The 16,046-nt window shown below is 71.5% G+C and carries 17 protein-coding genes; 1 reads left to right on the top strand and 16 read right to left on the bottom strand.

The window, feature by feature from the left end:
• Window positions 1-4: 4 nt before the first annotated feature.
• Window positions 5-982 carry an aspartate carbamoyltransferase catalytic subunit gene (locus tag ACZ7MX_RS09860; protein ID WP_472130997.1) on the bottom strand — a complete coding sequence of 326 codons (978 nt, stop codon included), beginning with the start codon at window positions 980-982 and terminating at the stop codon, window positions 5-7.
• 93 nt (window positions 983-1,075) lie between these two features.
• Window positions 1,076-1,666 carry a bifunctional pyr operon transcriptional regulator/uracil phosphoribosyltransferase PyrR gene (pyrR, locus tag ACZ7MX_RS09855; RefSeq protein WP_472130995.1) on the bottom strand — a complete coding sequence of 197 codons (591 nt, stop codon included), beginning with the start codon at window positions 1,664-1,666 and terminating at the stop codon, window positions 1,076-1,078.
• A gap of 221 nt (window positions 1,667-1,887) precedes the next feature.
• Between pyrR and bldD the strand changes: the two genes are divergently transcribed.
• Entirely contained in the window at window positions 1,888-2,388 is a 501-nt protein-coding gene (bldD, locus tag ACZ7MX_RS09850; protein ID WP_030412006.1) for a transcriptional regulator BldD, read from the top strand.
• Between the two features lie 164 nt (window positions 2,389-2,552).
• Here the strand turns inward: bldD and nusB are convergent, their stop codons facing one another.
• The 14 genes from nusB to ACZ7MX_RS09780 all read right to left on the bottom strand — a co-directional run bounded on the left by nusB (window position 2,553) and on the right by ACZ7MX_RS09780 (window position 15,967).
• Window positions 2,553-2,987 carry a transcription antitermination factor NusB gene (gene nusB, locus ACZ7MX_RS09845; protein WP_261952574.1) on the bottom strand — a complete coding sequence of 145 codons (435 nt, stop codon included), beginning with the start codon at window positions 2,985-2,987 and terminating at the stop codon, window positions 2,553-2,555.
• Window positions 2,988-2,989: 2 nt separating this feature from the next.
• Window positions 2,990-3,556 (bottom strand): elongation factor P, encoded by a 567-nt coding sequence (gene efp / locus ACZ7MX_RS09840; protein ID WP_472130994.1) that lies wholly within the window; start codon window positions 3,554-3,556, stop codon window positions 2,990-2,992.
• A gap of 65 nt (window positions 3,557-3,621) precedes the next feature.
• Window positions 3,622-4,728, bottom strand: a complete 1,107-nt coding sequence (locus ACZ7MX_RS09835; RefSeq protein ID WP_030412003.1) for an aminopeptidase P family protein — start codon at window positions 4,726-4,728, stop codon at window positions 3,622-3,624.
• An 85-nt stretch (window positions 4,729-4,813) separates the two neighbouring features.
• Window positions 4,814-5,698 (bottom strand): Pro-rich N-terminal domain-containing protein, encoded by an 885-nt coding sequence (locus tag ACZ7MX_RS09830; RefSeq protein WP_472130992.1) that lies wholly within the window; start codon window positions 5,696-5,698, stop codon window positions 4,814-4,816.
• A 236-nt stretch (window positions 5,699-5,934) separates the two neighbouring features.
• The gene (aroQ, locus tag ACZ7MX_RS09825) at window positions 5,935-6,384 is read right to left on the bottom strand and encodes a type II 3-dehydroquinate dehydratase (RefSeq protein WP_310725685.1); all 450 of its coding nucleotides are present in this window, start codon (window positions 6,382-6,384) and stop codon (window positions 5,935-5,937) included.
• Window positions 6,381-7,472: a 3-dehydroquinate synthase gene (gene aroB / locus ACZ7MX_RS09820; RefSeq protein ID WP_472130990.1), complete on the bottom strand. Its 1,092-nt coding sequence runs from the start codon at window positions 7,470-7,472 to the stop codon at window positions 6,381-6,383. The genes aroQ and aroB overlap by 4 nt, the downstream gene beginning before the upstream one ends.
• The gene (locus ACZ7MX_RS09815) at window positions 7,469-8,026 is read right to left on the bottom strand and encodes a shikimate kinase (RefSeq protein ID WP_472130988.1); all 558 of its coding nucleotides are present in this window, start codon (window positions 8,024-8,026) and stop codon (window positions 7,469-7,471) included. Before ACZ7MX_RS09815 ends, aroB begins: the two co-directional genes overlap by 4 nt.
• A complete protein-coding gene (gene aroC / locus ACZ7MX_RS09810; protein WP_472130986.1) occupies window positions 8,023-9,207 on the bottom strand; it encodes a chorismate synthase in 1,185 nt (394 codons plus the stop codon). Before aroC ends, ACZ7MX_RS09815 begins: the two co-directional genes overlap by 4 nt.
• A 126-nt stretch (window positions 9,208-9,333) precedes the next feature.
• Window positions 9,334-10,161: a shikimate dehydrogenase gene (locus ACZ7MX_RS09805; protein ID WP_472130984.1), complete on the bottom strand. Its 828-nt coding sequence runs from the start codon at window positions 10,159-10,161 to the stop codon at window positions 9,334-9,336.
• A complete protein-coding gene (mltG, locus tag ACZ7MX_RS09800) occupies window positions 10,158-11,906 on the bottom strand; it encodes an endolytic transglycosylase MltG (RefSeq protein WP_472130982.1) in 1,749 nt (582 codons plus the stop codon). Before mltG ends, ACZ7MX_RS09805 begins: the two co-directional genes overlap by 4 nt.
• Before the next feature lie 128 nt (window positions 11,907-12,034).
• Entirely contained in the window at window positions 12,035-12,499 is a 465-nt protein-coding gene (ruvX, locus tag ACZ7MX_RS09795) for a Holliday junction resolvase RuvX (RefSeq protein WP_030799948.1), read from the bottom strand.
• A gap of 14 nt (window positions 12,500-12,513) precedes the next feature.
• A complete protein-coding gene (gene alaS, locus ACZ7MX_RS09790; RefSeq protein ID WP_472130980.1) occupies window positions 12,514-15,183 on the bottom strand; it encodes an alanine--tRNA ligase in 2,670 nt (889 codons plus the stop codon).
• The gene (locus tag ACZ7MX_RS09785; protein ID WP_472130978.1) at window positions 15,183-15,527 is read right to left on the bottom strand and encodes a DUF6167 family protein; all 345 of its coding nucleotides are present in this window, start codon (window positions 15,525-15,527) and stop codon (window positions 15,183-15,185) included. Before ACZ7MX_RS09785 ends, alaS begins: the two co-directional genes overlap by 1 nt.
• An 8-nt stretch (window positions 15,528-15,535) precedes the next feature.
• Entirely contained in the window at window positions 15,536-15,967 is a 432-nt protein-coding gene (locus ACZ7MX_RS09780) for a DUF948 domain-containing protein (protein ID WP_472131366.1), read from the bottom strand.
• Window positions 15,968-16,046 lie beyond the last annotated feature (79 nt).

Genomic DNA, 16,046 nt, shown 5'->3' with positions numbered 1-16,046 from the left:
GGTCTTACTTCTCCTCGGTACGGGGGTTGGTGACGGCGGGCTCGTTGCCGCCCAGGAGCAGGTAGAGGACGGCCATCCGGATGCTGACGCCGTTGGCGACCTGCTCGACGGCCGTGCAGCGACCGGAGTCGGCCACCTCCGCGGTGATCTCCATGCCGCGCACCATCGGCCCGGGGTGCATCACCAGGGCGTGTCCGGGCATCCGCGCCATGCGGTCGCCGTCCAGGCCGTAGCGGCGCGAGTACTCGCGCTCGGTGGGGAAGAACGCGGCGTTCATCCGCTCGCGCTGGACCCGCAGCATCATCACGGCGTCGGACTTCGGCAGCACGCCGTCGAGGTCGTACGACACCTCGCAGGGCCAGGTCTCGACGCCGACCGGCACCAGGGTGGGCGGGGCGACGAGGGTGACCTCGGCGCCGAGGGTGTGCAGCAGGTCGACGTTGGACCGGGCGACCCGGCTGTGCAGCACGTCGCCGACGATGGTGATGCGCCTGCCGGCCAGGTCCTGGCCGATCCCGGCGTCCGGGCCGATCAGCCGGCGGCGCATGGTGAAGGCGTCGAGCAGGGCCTGGGTGGGGTGCTGGTGGGTGCCGTCACCGGCGTTGATGACCGGGGCGTCGATCCAGCCGGAGGTGGCGAGCCGGTAGGGGGCGCCGGAGGCACCGTGCCGGATGACGACGGCGTCGACGCCCATCGCCTCCAGGGTCTGCGCGGTGTCCTTGAGGGACTCCCCCTTGGACACGCTCGACCCCTTGGCCGCGAAGTTGATGACGTCCGCGGAGAGCCGCTTCTCGGCGGCCTCGAAGGAGATCCGGGTGCGGGTGGAGTCCTCGAAGAAGAGGTTGCAGACCGTGCGTCCGCGCAGGGTGGGGAGCTTCTTGATCGGCCGGTCGGCGACCCGGGCCATCTCCTCGGCGGTGTCGAGGATCAGCACGGCGTCGTCGCGGGTGAGGTCGGCGGCCGAGATGAGGTGGCGCTTCATCCGGTTTTCTCCGTGTGTGAGGGAGGGGTACGGGAATGTCCGTCAGGCAGGCATGCGTGCGGGCCCGGGGTCACCGGGTCCGTCAGCGGTGCGCTAGCGCTCGCCGGCCGGGGTGGTCTGCTTGAGGCCGAGCAGTACGGCGTCCCGGCCGTCCTCCTCGGTCAGCTGGACCTTGACCGCCTCCCGCAGCGACGTGGGGAGGTTCTTGCCGACGTAGTCGGCGCGGATCGGCAGTTCGCGGTGGCCGCGGTCGACGAGGACCGCCAGCTGGACCGCGCGCGGCCGGCCGATGTCGCCCAGGGCGTCCAGGGCGGCGCGGATCGTGCGTCCGGAGAACAGGACGTCGTCGACGAGCAGGACGACCCGGCCCTCGATGCCCTCGGCGGGGATCTCGGTGCGGGCGAGCGTCCGGGCCGGGCCCAGGCGCAGGTCGTCGCGGTACATCGTGATGTCGAGCGAGCCCACCGGGACCGAGCGGCCGGTGATGTCCTGGAGCTTGGCGGCCAGCCGCCGGGCGAGGAAGACGCCACGGGTGGGGATTCCCAGCAGCACCACGTCGTCCGCGCCCTTGGCGCGCTCGACGATCTCGTGGGCGATGCGGGTGAGCATGCGCGCGATGTCGGGGCCTTCGAGCACCGGCCGCGCGGGGAGCTGAGCTCCCGCTTCGGAGCTGTTTGCGTCCATACGAAACGGACCTCCTTCTCCGCCTCACGGGACGGACCTTAAAGGACGTCGGAATTACGCAGTCAGGTTACCAGGGCCGCTCTCCTGGCCCGTCTGCACCCCTGACGGGTGAGGGTCTGACCCATTCCGCTTGACGAACCGAGATTACGCTGCGTAACCTCACAGTGAGTTACCAGCCACGCGGCGGAGCCGCATGTCGATACAGCTGTCTGGGGAGCTATATGTCCAGCGAATACGCCAAACAGCTCGGGGCCAAGCTCCGCGCCATCCGCACCCAGCAGGGCCTCTCCCTTCACGGCGTCGAGGAGAAGTCCCAGGGTCGCTGGAAGGCCGTGGTGGTCGGTTCGTACGAGCGCGGCGACCGTGCCGTGACCGTGCAGCGCCTTGCCGAGCTGGCGGACTTCTACGGCGTTCCGGTGCAGGAACTGCTGCCGGGGACGACACCGGGCGGTGCGGCCGAGCCGCCGCCGAAGCTGGTGCTCGACCTGGAGCGGCTGGCCCACGTCCCGCAGGAGAAGGCCGGCCCGTTGCAGCGCTATGCCGCCACGATCCAGAGCCAGCGCGGTGACTACAACGGCAAGGTCCTCTCGATCCGCCAGGACGACCTGCGGACCCTCGCCGTCATCTACGACCAGTCGCCCTCGGTGCTGACCGAGCAGCTGATCAGCTGGGGCGTGCTCGACGCCGACGCCCGTCGGGCCGTGTCCCACGAGGAGATCTGAGCCTCTCCCGTTATCTGCAGAAACGTACCGCCGCTCCGGAGCCCGGGGCGGCGGTTCCGTTTGCCGCCGTCCTCCGGGGCCGGTGCGGGCATGCGAACGGGCCCGGAGCGTTCACCCAACGCTCCGGGCCCGTCCTGTGCTCTGCCGCTCGTCCGCGGCGCCGGCTACTGCGCCTCGCGCCGCAGACCCGGCTTCAGCTCCTTCAGCCGGCCGAGGAGGCCGTTGACGAAGGCCGGGGAGTCGTCCGTGGAGAACTCCTTGGCGAGCTGCACGGCTTCGTCGATCGCCACCGCGTCCGGTGTGTCGTCCACCCAGAGCAGCTCGTAGGCCCCGAGCCGGAGGATCGAGCGGTCGGCCGCCGGCATCCGGTCCAGGTCCCAGTCGACCGCGTAGGTGGAGATCAGCTCGTCGATGCGGACGATGTGGTCCGCGTACCCCTCGACGAGCTGCAGGGTGTACTCGTTCACCGGCGGCTGCCGGGGGTCGGTCCGGGCGTGTCGCATCCAGTCCGCGAGCACGGACTGCACGTCGGCGCCGCGCTGATCGGCCTCGAAGAGGATCTGGAACGCGCGCTTACGGGCCTTGCTGCGGGCAGCCACGGTTAGCTGTTCACCCGGCCGAGGTAGTCGCTCGTGCGGGTGTCGACCCTGATCTTCTCACCGGTGGTGATGAAGAGCGGCACCTGGATCTGGTGGCCGGTCTCCAGCGTCGCGGGCTTGGTGCCGCCGGTGGAGCGGTCGCCCTGGACGCCCGGCTCGGTCTCCTGGACGACGAGCTCGACGGCGGCCGGCAGCTCGACGTAGAGCACCTCGCCCTCGTGCTGCGCGACAACCGCCTCGAAGCCCTCGATGAGGAAGTTGGCGGCGTCGCCGACGGCCTTGCGGTCGACGTGCAGCTGGTCGTAGGTGTCCATGTCCATGAAGACGAAGTAGTCGCCGTCCATGTACGAGAACTGCATCCCGCGCTTGTCGACGGTGGCCGTCTCGACCTTCACGCCGGCGTTGAAGGTCTTGTCCACCACCTTGCCGGAGAGCACGTTCTTGAGCTTGGTGCGGACGAAGGCCGGGCCCTTGCCGGGCTTGACGTGCTGGAACTCGACGACGGACCAGAGCTGGCCGCCTTCGAGCTTGAGCACCATGCCGTTCTTGAGGTCGTTCGTGGATGCCACGGTTGCGGAATCTCCTGGACTGCAGGTGGTGGGACCCGGAGCGACGCCCCCCGAGCCGCTGCGGCTCAGAGTGCGAGCAGCTCCTTGGTCGTGATCGTGAGTAGCTCGGGCCCGCCGTCCGCCTCGGGGCGGACGACGAGTGTGTCGTCGATCCGGACACCCCCACGGCCCGGGATGTGAACCCCCGGCTCGACGGTGACCGGCACGCAAGCGTCCAGTTTACCCATGGCGGCCGGGGACAACTGAGGGTCCTCGTCGATTTCGAGCCCCACACCGTGCCCGGTCCACGGTCCGAGCCGCTCGCCGTACCCCGCCGCATCGAGTACATGGCGGGTGATCCGGTCCACCTCGCGGCACTCCACCCCCGGCGCGAGCGCCTCCCGGCCGGCCCGCTGGGCTGCGAAAACGAGATCGTACAGCTCGATCTGCCAGTCCGAGGGGGTGGTGCCGATGACGAAGGTGCGGCCGATCTCGCAGCGGTAGCCGCGATAGTTCGCCCCCAGGCAGACACTGAGGAAGTCGCCCTCCTCCACGCGCCGGTCGGTGGGCAGATGCCCAGGGCGGCCGGAGTTCGGGCCGGTCGCCACGGAGGTCGGGAAGGCCGGGCCGTCCGCGCCGTGGTCCACCAGCCGGCGCTCCAGCTCCAGCGCGAGATGCCGCTCGGTACGGCCCACCAGGATCGATTCCAGCAGTTCGCCGAGCGCCTGGTCGGCGATCTCCGCGGCGATCCGCAGACAGGCGATCTCGTCGTCGTCCTTGACCAGCCGCTGCGCCTCGACCGCACAGGCCAGGTCGGCCAGCCGGAGCTGCGGCGCGACCTGGGAGAGCGCCCGGTGCCGGGTGACGGTCAGATGGTGCTCCTCGACGGCCAGGGTGTCTGCGCCGGCCTTCGCGGCCAGGTCGGCGCCGGCCACCACCGGGTCACCGCCGCGGCCGGGCAGCACCGACACCCGTACGTCGTCCACCGGCCGCCCCTCGGACGGATCACCGCTCAGCGGTCTGCCGCACAGCAGCAGGTCGTCGGACGGGCCCAGCAGCAGAGCGGCGCCCGGCGGGGCGCAGGCGGTGAGGTAGCGGACGTTCGCGGGGCGCGAGATCAGGGCGGCGGCGCTTCCGGTTGCGGCACAGCGGTCGCGCAGCCGCGTGCGTCGGGCCGCGTACAACTCGGACATATCGCAAGGGTACGGCGGCTCCCCCGCGGCGGCCGGTCGAGGGGGCCGCCCGGGGGACGACCGGCAAGGACGCTCCCCAGGGCGGCTACCAGCTGGGCGGGCTGGCCAGTGAGCGGGCGACCACGTCGTCCAGCACCCGCACCGTCGTGGCGACGTCGTGCTGGGAGTTGTCGATGATCGGCAGCCCCGAGCCGTACCAGCCGGCCATCCGGCCGTGGATCCGGGCCACCTCTTCGTCCGACAGCCGGCGATTGCCGCTGCGCCGGGCGTTGCGCTCCAGCACGATCTCCAGGCCGGGCAGCAGCACGATCGGCAGCAGTCCGGGGCCGACGTGGCGCTTCCAGCCGCCCAGGCCGACGACCGGACGGTCCGGGAAGACCGCGTCGTCGAGGATGCAGGAGATGCCGTTGGCCAGGAAGTTGCGGGCGGCGAAACCGCAGGTCCGGCGGGCCAGGCGGTACTGCGCCTCGGAGTGGTCGTTCCAGCCGGACTGCGGGTCGGCGAAGCCGGACCGGACCCATTCGCGGACGTCGTCCAGGCTGATGTGCGCGGTCGGCACCCGGCGGGTGTCGGCCCAGTGGCGGGCGACGCTGGTCTTGCCCGCGCCGGCCGGGCCGATCAGCAGCACCGCGACGGCGGCGTGCGCGGCGTCCGGCGCGGCCGGGTCGGAGGGCGGGCTCGGCAGCGGCACCGGCGCGCCCGGCGGCAGCTGGACATGGCCGGTGATGTCGGTGCTGTGCCCGTTGGGCGCCGGGGCCTGCTGCGGCGCGGGGCCGTGCCAGCCCGGCTGCGGGGCGGGCTGCTGCGCGGGCGGCGGCGGGCCCGCGGGGGCGGGCGGGGCGGCCGGCGGGGCCGGCGGCGAGGTGGGTGGGGTGGGCCGTCCCTGGCCGGGCGTCCAGTGCATGGCGGCCCCGGGTCCTGATGCCTGCCCGTGGGGCGGCGGCAGCGGAGCCCCCACTGCGTACTGCATCCGGTGGCTCTCCGTCTCGTGCGGTCGACGTGGTGCGGGGCACGGCGCCGGGCCGGACTGCCCGGTGCGCCGTACGGTAACCCGGCGGCCCCCAGGGGCCGTTGGGCCCACGGCCGCCGGCGTGGGAGGTACTGCCTGCGAACGGTACCCTCCCGGCGGCGTGCCGGGGGCCTCCTACCCCCGGCACGTACCGCGTGAACGGCCGGGGGCGGGCCCGCAGCGCCCGCCGGGAGGCGTCAGTCGTTCAGTTCCTCGGCCAGCGCACGCAGCGCGAGCCGGTACGAGCCGATGCCGAATCCGGCGACCGTGCCGCTGGCCACGGCCGCGATGACCGAGGTGTGGCGGAACTGCTCGCGGGCGTACGGATTGGAGATGTGCACCTCGATGAGCGGGGCGGTCCGCTGGGCGGCCGCATCCCGCATTCCGTACGAATAGTGCGTGAACGCACCGGGGTTGATCACGACCGGGACGGCTCCGTCGGCGGCCTCGTGCAGCCAGCGGATCATCTCGCCCTCGTCGTTGGTCTCCCGGACGTCGGTCTCCAGGCCCAGCTCCTTGCCGAGCCGGGCGCACTCCTCGACCAGTCCGGCGTAGGAGGTGGCACCGTAGACATCGGGCTCACGGGACCCCAGCCGGCCGAGGTTGGGACCGTTCAGGACGAGAACCCGCCGCAGCGCGCCACTCACGAGGCGATCTCCGCGTGTGCGGCGAGCAGCATGGCCGGGTCCGGGCCCTCCAGGACGGTCGGCTTTGCCAGGCCGTCCAGGACGATGAAGCGCAGCCGGTCGCCGCGGGACTTCTTGTCGACCTTCATCGTCTCCAGCAGCTTGGGCCACTGGTCGCCGCGGTAGGTCAGCGGCAGCCCGACGGAGGCCAGCACCGCACGGTGCCGGTCGGCGGTGGCGTCGTCCAGGCGGCCGGCGATCCGGCCGAGTTCGGCGGCGAAGACCATGCCGACGGAGACCGCCGCACCGTGCCGCCAGTTGTAGCGCTCGTTCTTCTCGATGGCGTGCGCGAGGGTGTGGCCGTAGTTGAGGATCTCCCGCAGACCGGCCTCCTTGAGGTCCGCGGAGACCACCTCGGCCTTGACCCGGATCGCCCGCTCGATGAGTTCGGCGGTGTGCGCGCCGTCGGGGCGCTTGGCGGCCTCGGGGTCCGCCTCGATCAGGTCGAGGATCACCGGGTCGGCGATGAAACCGGCCTTGATGACCTCGGCCAGGCCGGAGACGTAGTCGTGCACCGGCAGGGTGTCCAGCGCGGCCAGGTCGCACAGCACCCCGGCCGGCGGGTGGAAGGCGCCGACGAGGTTCTTGCCCTCGGCGGTGTTGATGCCGGTCTTGCCGCCGACCGCGGCGTCGACCATGCCCAGGACGGTGGTCGGGATCGCGATCCAGCGCACGCCGCGCAGCCAGGTGGCGGCGACGAAACCGGCCAGGTCGGTGGTGGCCCCGCCGCCGACGCCGACGATCACATCGCTGCGGGTGAAGCCGGACTGCCCCAGCGCCTTCCAGCAGTACGCCGCGACCTCGACCGTCTTGGACTCCTCGGCGTTCGGCAGCTGGATGGCGATCGCCTCGTAGCCCTGGGAGGCGAGGTCCTCCCGCAGTGCCTCACCGGTGGCGGCCAGCGCCTCCGGGTGCAGCACGGCGACCCGCTGCACCCCGGCACCGATCAGGCCCGGGAGTTCACCGAGCAGCTGCCGCCCGACGAGCACCTCGTACGGGTCGGTGCCCGCGGTGCCGCCGACCTGGATCCGGGTGGCCTGCTCCGTCATGCGTTCTCCTCCCTGTGGGCCGCCTGCGGGGCGCCGCCCGCGGCCGGCCGTAGCTCCAATGCGTCCAGGATCGCCTCGGCGACCTGACCGGGGGTGCGCTGCGCCGTGGGGATCACGGCGCGCGCGACCTGGGTGTAGAGCGGACGACGCCGTTCCATCAGTTCGCGCCACTGCTTGCGCGGGTTGACGGCGAGCAGCGGACGGGGCGCGTCGAGGCCCACCCGCTTGACGGCGTCGGCGAGTTCGACGTCGAGGAAGATCACCGGCAGCCCGGTCAGCAGCGTGCGGGTGCCCTCGTCGAGGACCGCGCCGCCGCCCAGCGCGAGCACGCCCGGGTGCTCGTCGAGCGCGGTCCGGACCGCCTCCCGCTCCAGTCCGCGGAAGTGCTCCTCGCCCTGGTCGATGAAGATCTCGGCGATCGGCCGGCCGGCGGTGGCGACGACATCCGCGTCGGTGTCGCGGTAGCCGACCCCCAGCCGCTCGGCCAGCAGCGCGCCCACCGTGGACTTGCCGGCACCGGGCGGGCCGATCAACACGACGACCGGGGACGTCATTTGATCGCCAGGTTGTCGAGGAAGCCCTGCACGTTGCGGCGGGTCTCGGCCACGCTGTCGCCGCCGAACTTCTCCACCACGGCATCGGCGAGGACCAGGGCCACCATGGCCTCGGCGACGATCCCGGCGGCCGGCACGGCGGAGACGTCGGAGCGCTGGTGGTGCGCCTGGGCCGGCTCACCGGTGGTGACGTCCACGGTCTTCAGGGCGCGCGGCACGGTCGCGATCGGCTTCATCGCGGCCCGCACCCGCAGCAGCTCGCCGGTGCTCAGGCCGCCCTCGGTACCGCCGGCGCGGCCGGAGACGCGCCGGATGCCCTCGGGGGTGCCCACGATCTCGTCGTGCGCCTGGGAGCCGGGCACCCGGGCCAGCTCGAAGCCGTCGCCGATCTCGACGCCCTTGATCGCCTGGATGCCCATCAGGGCACCGGCGAGCCGGGCGTCCAGCTTGCGGTCCCAGTGCACGTGCGAGCCCAGGCCGACCGGCACGCCGTAGGCCAGTACCTCGACCACACCACCGAGCGTGTCGCCGTCCTTGTGGGCCTGGTCGACCTCGGCGACCATCGCCTTCGAGGCGTCCGCGTCCAGGCAGCGCAGCGGGTCGGCGTCCAGCTTCTCGACGTCGGCCGGCGTGGGGTACACGCCCTGCGGAGCCTTCACGGAGCACAGCTCGACGACGTGCGAGACGATCTCGATGCCGGCGGTCTCCTTGAGGAAGGAGCGGGCCACCGCGCCCAGGGCGACCCGGGCCGCGGTCTCCCGCGCCGAGGCGCGCTCCAGGATCGGGCGGGCCTCGTCGAAACCGTACTTCTGCATCCCGGCGAGGTCCGCGTGACCGGGGCGCGGGCGGGTCAGCGGGGCGTTACGGGCCAGCGCAGCGAGCTCGTCCGGATCCACCGGATCGGCCGCCATCACCTGCTCCCACTTGGGCCACTCGGTGTTGCCGACCATGATCGCCACCGGCGAGCCCAGCGACAGGCCGTGCCGCACGCCGCCCAGGAACGTGACCTCGTCCCGCTCGAACTTCATCCGGGCACCGCGGCCGTAGCCCAGCCGGCGGCGCGCCAGGGCGTCCGCCACCAAGTCGGTGGTGACCGGGACCCCGGCCGGAAGGCCCTCCAGCGTCGCCACCAGTGCGGGGCCGTGCGACTCCCCCGCCGTCAGCCAGCGCAACCTGCTCAACGGTGCTCCTCATGTACTGCTCATCCGCGTACGGTCTCCCCCTGATCCTCCCACGTCACGCGGGAGCGGCGGCGCCGAGTCCAGGAAGCGGACCCCGGCGCCGCGCGCGAGGAACCGTCCGGCGGCTCAGCGGGCCGCGAGGGCGACCTCGCCGGCCGCGCGCATCGCGGCCAGCGGGGCGGGCGAGCGGCCCGTCATCTGTTCCACCTGCAGCACGGCCTGGTGCACCAGGAGGTCCAGGCCGCCGACCACCGCGCCGCCGCGGCCGGCCCAGGCGCCGGCGAGCGCGGTCGGCCAGGGTTCGTAGAGGACGTCGAAGAGCGTGCCGGGGCGGTCCGGGACGGCGGCGGCCAGGACGTCGGTGGTGCCGGCGGGGGTGGTGGCGATCACCAGCGGTGCGCTGAGCGCCTCGGCCGCGTCCGCCCAGTCCGCCGTGCGGACGTCCACCTCCAGCCGCTCGCCCCACTGCCGCATCTCCGCGGCCCGCCCCTCGCTGCGCACGTACGCGGTGACCTCGCCCGAGCAGATCCGGGAGAGCGCGGCGAGCGCGGAGGAGGCGGTGGCTCCGGCGCCGAGGACCGCCGCGCGCCCGACCTCCGTGACACCGCGCTCGCGCAATGCTGCGACCATGCCCGGGATGTCGGTGTTGTCGCCCAGGCGGCGGCCGTCGGAGGTGAGGACTACGGTGTTGACCGCCTCGACCGAGGCCGCGGTGGGGGTGATCTCGTCGAGCAGCGGGATCACCGCGCGCTTGAGCGGCATGGTCAGCGAGAGCCCGGCCCACTCCGGCCCGAGCTTTTCCAGGAATCCGGGCAGCGCGGCCTCGTCCACCTCATGCCGGCCGTATTCCCAGCCGGTGAGCCCGAGTGCGTCATAGGCGGCACGGTGCAGCACCGGGGAAAGGGAATGCGCGATGGGCGACCCGAGGACCGCCGCACGGCGTGTGGGGCTCATTGGTTCGCCTTCTTGTGTTCCTGTTCGTAAATGCGGCGGTTCCGCTCATGCTCTTCGTTCGTCTCGGCGAACAACGTCTTCTCCGGGCTGATCGAGACGAAGTAGTACCAGTTGCCCTTGGCCGGGTTGATGGCGGAATTGATCGCCACCTCGCCGGGATTGCCGATCGGCCCGGGCGGAAGTCCCTTGAACTTGTAGGTGTTGTAGGGATCGTTGAAGTGCCTCAGGTCGTCGACCGAGCCGGTGTCCAGGGTGCTCTGGGACCGGGCGTAGTTCACCGTCGAGTCGAAGTCGAGCAGACCGTAGGTCTCCGTGTTGTCCGGCTTGAGGCGGTTGTAGACGACCCGCGCGACCTTGACGAAGTCGTGCTTGTACTTGCCCTCGGCCTGGGTGAGGCTGGCCACGGTGAGCAGTTGCAGCGGCGAGGAGAGGTGGAACTCGCGCGCCTTGCCCTCCAGGTCGTACTTGGCGTACACCTGCTTGGCCCGCGACACCATCTGTTTGAGGACCGCGGCCGGCTTCGCCTTCTCGCCCACGCTGTAGGTGGACGGGTAGAGGAAGCCCTCCAGCGGGTCCTTGGTCTTGCCGTTGCCGTCGGCCCAGGACGGCAGTCCGAGGTTCTTGGCCTGGCTGTGCGCTATCTCCTTGGTGGTCCCCGGCTTGAGCTTGAGCTTCTTGTCGATCAGCTTGTAGACCGTGGCCGCCCGGATCCCCTCCTGGATCGTCAGGCCGTTGCGGCTCTTGGGGTCCGCCATCAATTCGATGGCCGAGGCCGCGGACATCTGCTTGCGGAGGGAATACGTACCGGGCTGGAGCGACCCGGCCTTCTTGTTGTCCGCGGCTGCCTCCGTGAAGGCCCCGGCGCTCTTGATCACGCCCTTCTTCGCCAGGATCTGGCCCATTTCCAGGCCGGTCGAACCATCCGGAATGTCGACCTGGACCGACCCGGAGCCCTCGCCCTCGTAATCGGGCGCCGATCCGAAGTGGGCCATGAAGAAGTCGTAGCCGAAATAGCCGACGGTGCCGACCGCGCCGGCGAAGACCAGGGTCATCACCAGACAGGCGGTACCGCTGCGGCGTTTGTTCTTCTTGCCGTTCCGTTTGCCGCGGCCGCCGCGGCGGTCGCCGGGTTCGTCGTCGGGGTACTCGTCGGCGTCGTCATCGGCGAAGAACGCGTGCTCCGCATCCGCTTCCCGCGGCCGCTCGGGATCGGCGCGCCAGTCGTCGCCCGGGGCGTCGTCGTAGGCGGGGTTCTCGTACGCGGAGTTTTCGTAGGCGGCGTTTTCGTACGCGGGGTCCTCGTACGGCGCCCCGGCGGGGTGCTGCTCGTACTGCTCCGGCGGGTACGGCTGCTGGTGCGGCACCTGCTGCTGGTGCTGCGGGGCCTGCTGGGGGTGCGGTGCCTGCTGGTGCCCGTGCTGTGGCTGCTGCTGGTACGGGTCCTGGTGGCCGTAGTAGTCCTGGCCCGCTCCGGCGTACGGATCGGCCGGCGGCTGCTGGGCGGCGTAGGGGTCGTACGGGTCGTACGTCGGCAGCTGCCCGGTCGAGGAGCCGTCCCAGCCTTGGCCGTAGTGCTGCTGGGGATGCTGGGGAGGCTGTTGGGGATCCGGGTGGTGCTGCGGGGCGGGCTGCTGCCCGCCCCACTGCGGCTGGTGCGCCTGGCCTCCGTAGGGCCCCTGGTCTCCGTAGAGCGGGTCCTCGGGATGCCACGGTTCGGAGCCGTAGCCCCGGCCATACTCGGTCATCGATCCCCTAGAGCCGAGAGGCGGTGCGCTCCGTACGGGCAGCGCGCTTGCGGTATCGATCCGCCTCTACTTGCACGTGCGGCTGTTCGAACCACCGCCGCATCGCGCGGCACGTTACCGTATCGCGATCAGATGACCACTTCGACGCCCTCGCCCGGAGGTTCCCCGGAGAGGCGTTCGGTTTCCAGTGCGCTCTGCAGGATGACCACCGCGGCCGCCTGGTCGACGACCGAGCGGCCCTTCTTGCTGCGTACGCCGGAGGCGCGCAGGCCCTGGGTCGCGGTGACCGTCGACATCCGCTCGTCGACCAGCCGGACCCCGACGGGGGCGATGTTCTTTGCCAATTCCTGAGCGAACGCCCGGACCTTCGCCGCGGCCGGCCCCTCTCCCCCACTGAGGGAGCGGGGCAGGCCGACCACGACCTCAAGGGGTTCGTACTCCTCGACGATCGCCTTCAGGCGCCGGTGCGCTGACGGAACGTCACGTCCCGGCACGGTCTCGACGGGGGTGGCGAGGACCCCGTCGGGGTCGCACGAGGCGACCCCGATGCGGGCGTCCCCGACATCGACCGCGAGGCGCCGACCGCGTCGCATCTCACTCACGCGCGTCAGGCCGCCTCGGAGACCAGGCGCTCGACGGCCTCGATGGCCTCGGGCACCGCGGCCGCGTTCTGACCGCCGCCCTGGGCGACGTCCGGCTTGCCGCCGCCACCGCCACCGAGCGTCTTGGCGGCCGTACGGACCAGGTCACCGGCCTTGATGCCGCGCTCGCGGGCGGCGTCGTTGGTGGCGATGACTGTCACCGGCCGGCCGTTGGCGACCGCGAAGAGCGCCACGACGGCGGCCCGGCCGCCCTGGATGCGGCCCCGTACGTCGAGGACCAGCTTGCGCAGGTCGTCGGCGGCCGTGCCGTCCGGGACCTGGCCGGTGACGACGGCGATGCCGCGGACGTCCTTGGCACCCTCGGCGAGCCCGGCGGCGGCCTGGAGCACCTTCTCGGCGCGGAACTTCTCGATCTCCTTCTCGGCGTCCTTGAGCTTGCCGAGCATCGCCGAGATCTTCTCCGGCAGCTCCTCGGAACGGCCCTTGACCAGCTCCTGGAGCTGAGCGACGACCGTGTGCTCCTTGGCCAGGAAGTTGTACGCGTCGACGCCGACCAGGGCCTCGATGCGGCGCACGCCGGAGCCGATGGACGATTCGCCGAGCAGCTTCACCAGGCCCAGCTGGGCGGTGTTGTGCACGTGCGTGCCGCCGCACAGCTCCTTGGAGAAGTCGCCGATGGTGACGACGCGCACCCGCTCGCCGTACTTCTCGCCGAACTCGGCGATGGCGCCCTGCTTCTTGGCGTCGTCGATCGACATGATCTCGGCCTGCACGTCGAGCTCGCGGGCCAGGACCTCGTTGATCTTCTGCTCGACGTCCGTCATCACGGCCGTGGGCACGGCGGACGGCGAACCGAAGTCGAAGCGGAAGCGGCCCGGCTGGTTCTCCGAACCGGCCTGGGCGGCCGTCGGGCCGAGGGCGTCGCGCAGCGCCTGGTGCGTGAGGTGGGTGGCGGAGTGGGCGCGGGCGATGGCGCGGCGGCGGACCACGTCGATGGTGGCGTGCGCCGCGGCGCCGACCGTGACCTCGCCGACCTGCACGACGCCCTTGTGGACGTACACGCCGGGAACCGGCTTCTGGCAGTCGCGGACCTCGATGACCGCGCCGTTGTCCAGCTTGATGCGGCCGGTGTCACCGATCTGGCCGCCGCCCTCGGCGTAGAACGGGGTGCGGTCCAGGACGACCTCGACCTCGTCGCCCTCGGTGGCGGCCGGGGAGGAGGCGCCGTTGACGAGCAGGCCGACGACGGTGGACTCGCCCTCGGTGGACGCGTAGCCGACGAAGTCGGTGGCGCCGGCGCGGTCGGCGATCTCGCGGTAGGCGCCGAGGTCGGCGTGGCCGTGCTTCTTGGCCTGGGCGTCGGCCTTGGCGCGCTCCCGCTGCTCCTTCATCAGGCGGCGGAAGCCGTCCTCGTCGACCGAGAGCCCCTGCTCGGCGGCCATTTCGAGGGTGAGGTCGATCGGGAAGCCCCAGGTGTCGTGGAGCAGGAACGCCTTGTCGCCGGGGAGGACCGCGCCACCGGCGGCCTTGGTCTCCGTCACGGCGGTGTCGAGGATGTTGGTGCCGGCCTTCAGGGTCTTGAGGAAGGCGGCCTCCTCGGCGAGGGCGACGGTCTCGATGCGGCTGCGGTCCGCCAGCAGCTCGGGGTACTGCTGGCCCATGGTCCTGATGACCACGTCCAGCAGCTCGCCGACGACCGGGCCGGTGGCGCCGAGCAGGCGCATGTTGCGGATGGCGCGGCGCATGATGCGGCGCAGGACGTAGCCGCGGCCCTCGTTGCCCGGGGTGACGCCGTCGCCGATGAGCATCGTGGACGTGCGGAGGTGGTCGGCGACCACGCGCAGCGAGACGTCGGTGCCGTCGGCGGAGCCGTAGCGGACGCCGGTGAGCTCGGTGGCCTTGTCGATGACGACGCGCAGGGTGTCGGTCTCGTACATGTTGCGGACGCCCTGGAGGATCATCGCCAGGCGTTCCAGGCCGAGGCCGGTGTCGATGTTCTTGCTGGGCAGCTCGCCGAGGATCTCGAAGTCCTCCTTGCCGGTGCCCGCGCCGCGCTCGTACTGCATGAAGACCAGGTTCCAGATCTCCACGTACCGCTCGTCGTTGACGGCCGGGCCGCCCTCGACGCCGAATTCGGGGCCGCGGTCGTAGTTGATCTCGGAGCACGGGCCGCAGGGGCCCGGGACGCCCATGGACCAGTAGTTCTCCTTCTTGCCCAGGCGCTGGATGCGCTCCTTGGGCACGCCGACGACCTCGTGCCAGATGCGCTCGGCCTCGTCGTCGTCGAGGTAGACGGTGATCCAGAGCTTCTCCGGGTCGAGGCCGTAGCCGCCGTCGGCCTGCGAGCCGGTGAGCAGCTCCCAGGCGTGCTTGATGGCGCCTTCCTTGAAGTAGTCGCCGAAGGAGAAGTTGCCGCACATCTGGAAGAACGTGCCGTGCCGGGTGGTCTTGCCGACCTCCTCGATGTCCGGCGTGCGGACGCACTTCTGGACGCTGGTCGCCGTCTTGTAGGGCGGCGTGACCTCGCCGAGGAAGTACGGCTTGAAGGGGACCATGCCCGCGTTGACCAGCAGCAGCGTCGGGTCGTCCGCGATGAGCGACGCCGACGGCACGACGGTGTGCCCGCGCTCCTCGAAGAAGCGCAGCCAGCGCCTGCGGATTTCAGCCGACTCCATCAGTGGTCCTCTTTTCCAGTCGGTCCGGTCAGACCGGTCGGTCCGGTTGTTCTCGTGGTTCGGTGGTGCCCTTCGAGCACCGCGCGGCGCGGTGCGGGCAGCTCGCGCGCCTCGGCCGGCGCGCTCAGGCCGAGTGCCTCGTGCAACTGCTCTTCACGGTCCGCCATTCCGCTGCGTACGTCCAATGCAAATTGGCGCAGCCGGTGTCCGGTCTCGACGGCCTTGTCCGCGGCCTGGGCGGCGAGGCTGTCGGGCTGCAGCTTGCGCAGCTTTCGGTGGACCTTGTTGGTGGCCCACACCCCGGCGGCGGCGCCGGTGGTGAACCAGAATGCGCGGCGGAACATCGCGGTGATCAGTCCTTGGAGCGGCGGTTGCGGCGCCCGCCGCGGCGGGCGCCGGGCAGGGTACGGCCGACGACGACGGTGCGCGGTGCGCGTTCGGCAGGGGCTGGCGCGCCCTTCTTGCCGATCGCGCGGCGCACGCCGTAGCCGAACGCGGCCACCTTGACCAGCGGTCCGCCGAAGGCGGAGGAGACGGTCGAGGAGAGCGCGGAGGCGTTGGCGGTGACCTCCTGGACGTCGGCGGCGATCGCGTCGACGCGCGCCAGCTGGGTGTGCGCGGAGCGGACGGTCGCGGAGGCGTCGGAGAGCAGCGGCACGGCCTGCTCGGACACCTCGGCCACCATCTTCGTCGTCGCCTTCAGCGTCTGTGCGAGCCTCACCAGCACGAGGGCGAGGAACGACACGAGGATCGCCCAGAAGACGGCCACGAGAATCCCGGCCACCTCTCCACCGGACACGTTGGCACCACTCTCCGACTGGTCTGGTCTCGTCCTGCTCGAACGGCAACCTTGACCTTATCGC

The organism is Streptomyces sp. NPDC107765, assembly GCF_055657085.1.
This window is presented reverse-complemented; position numbering and strand designations above follow the sequence as displayed.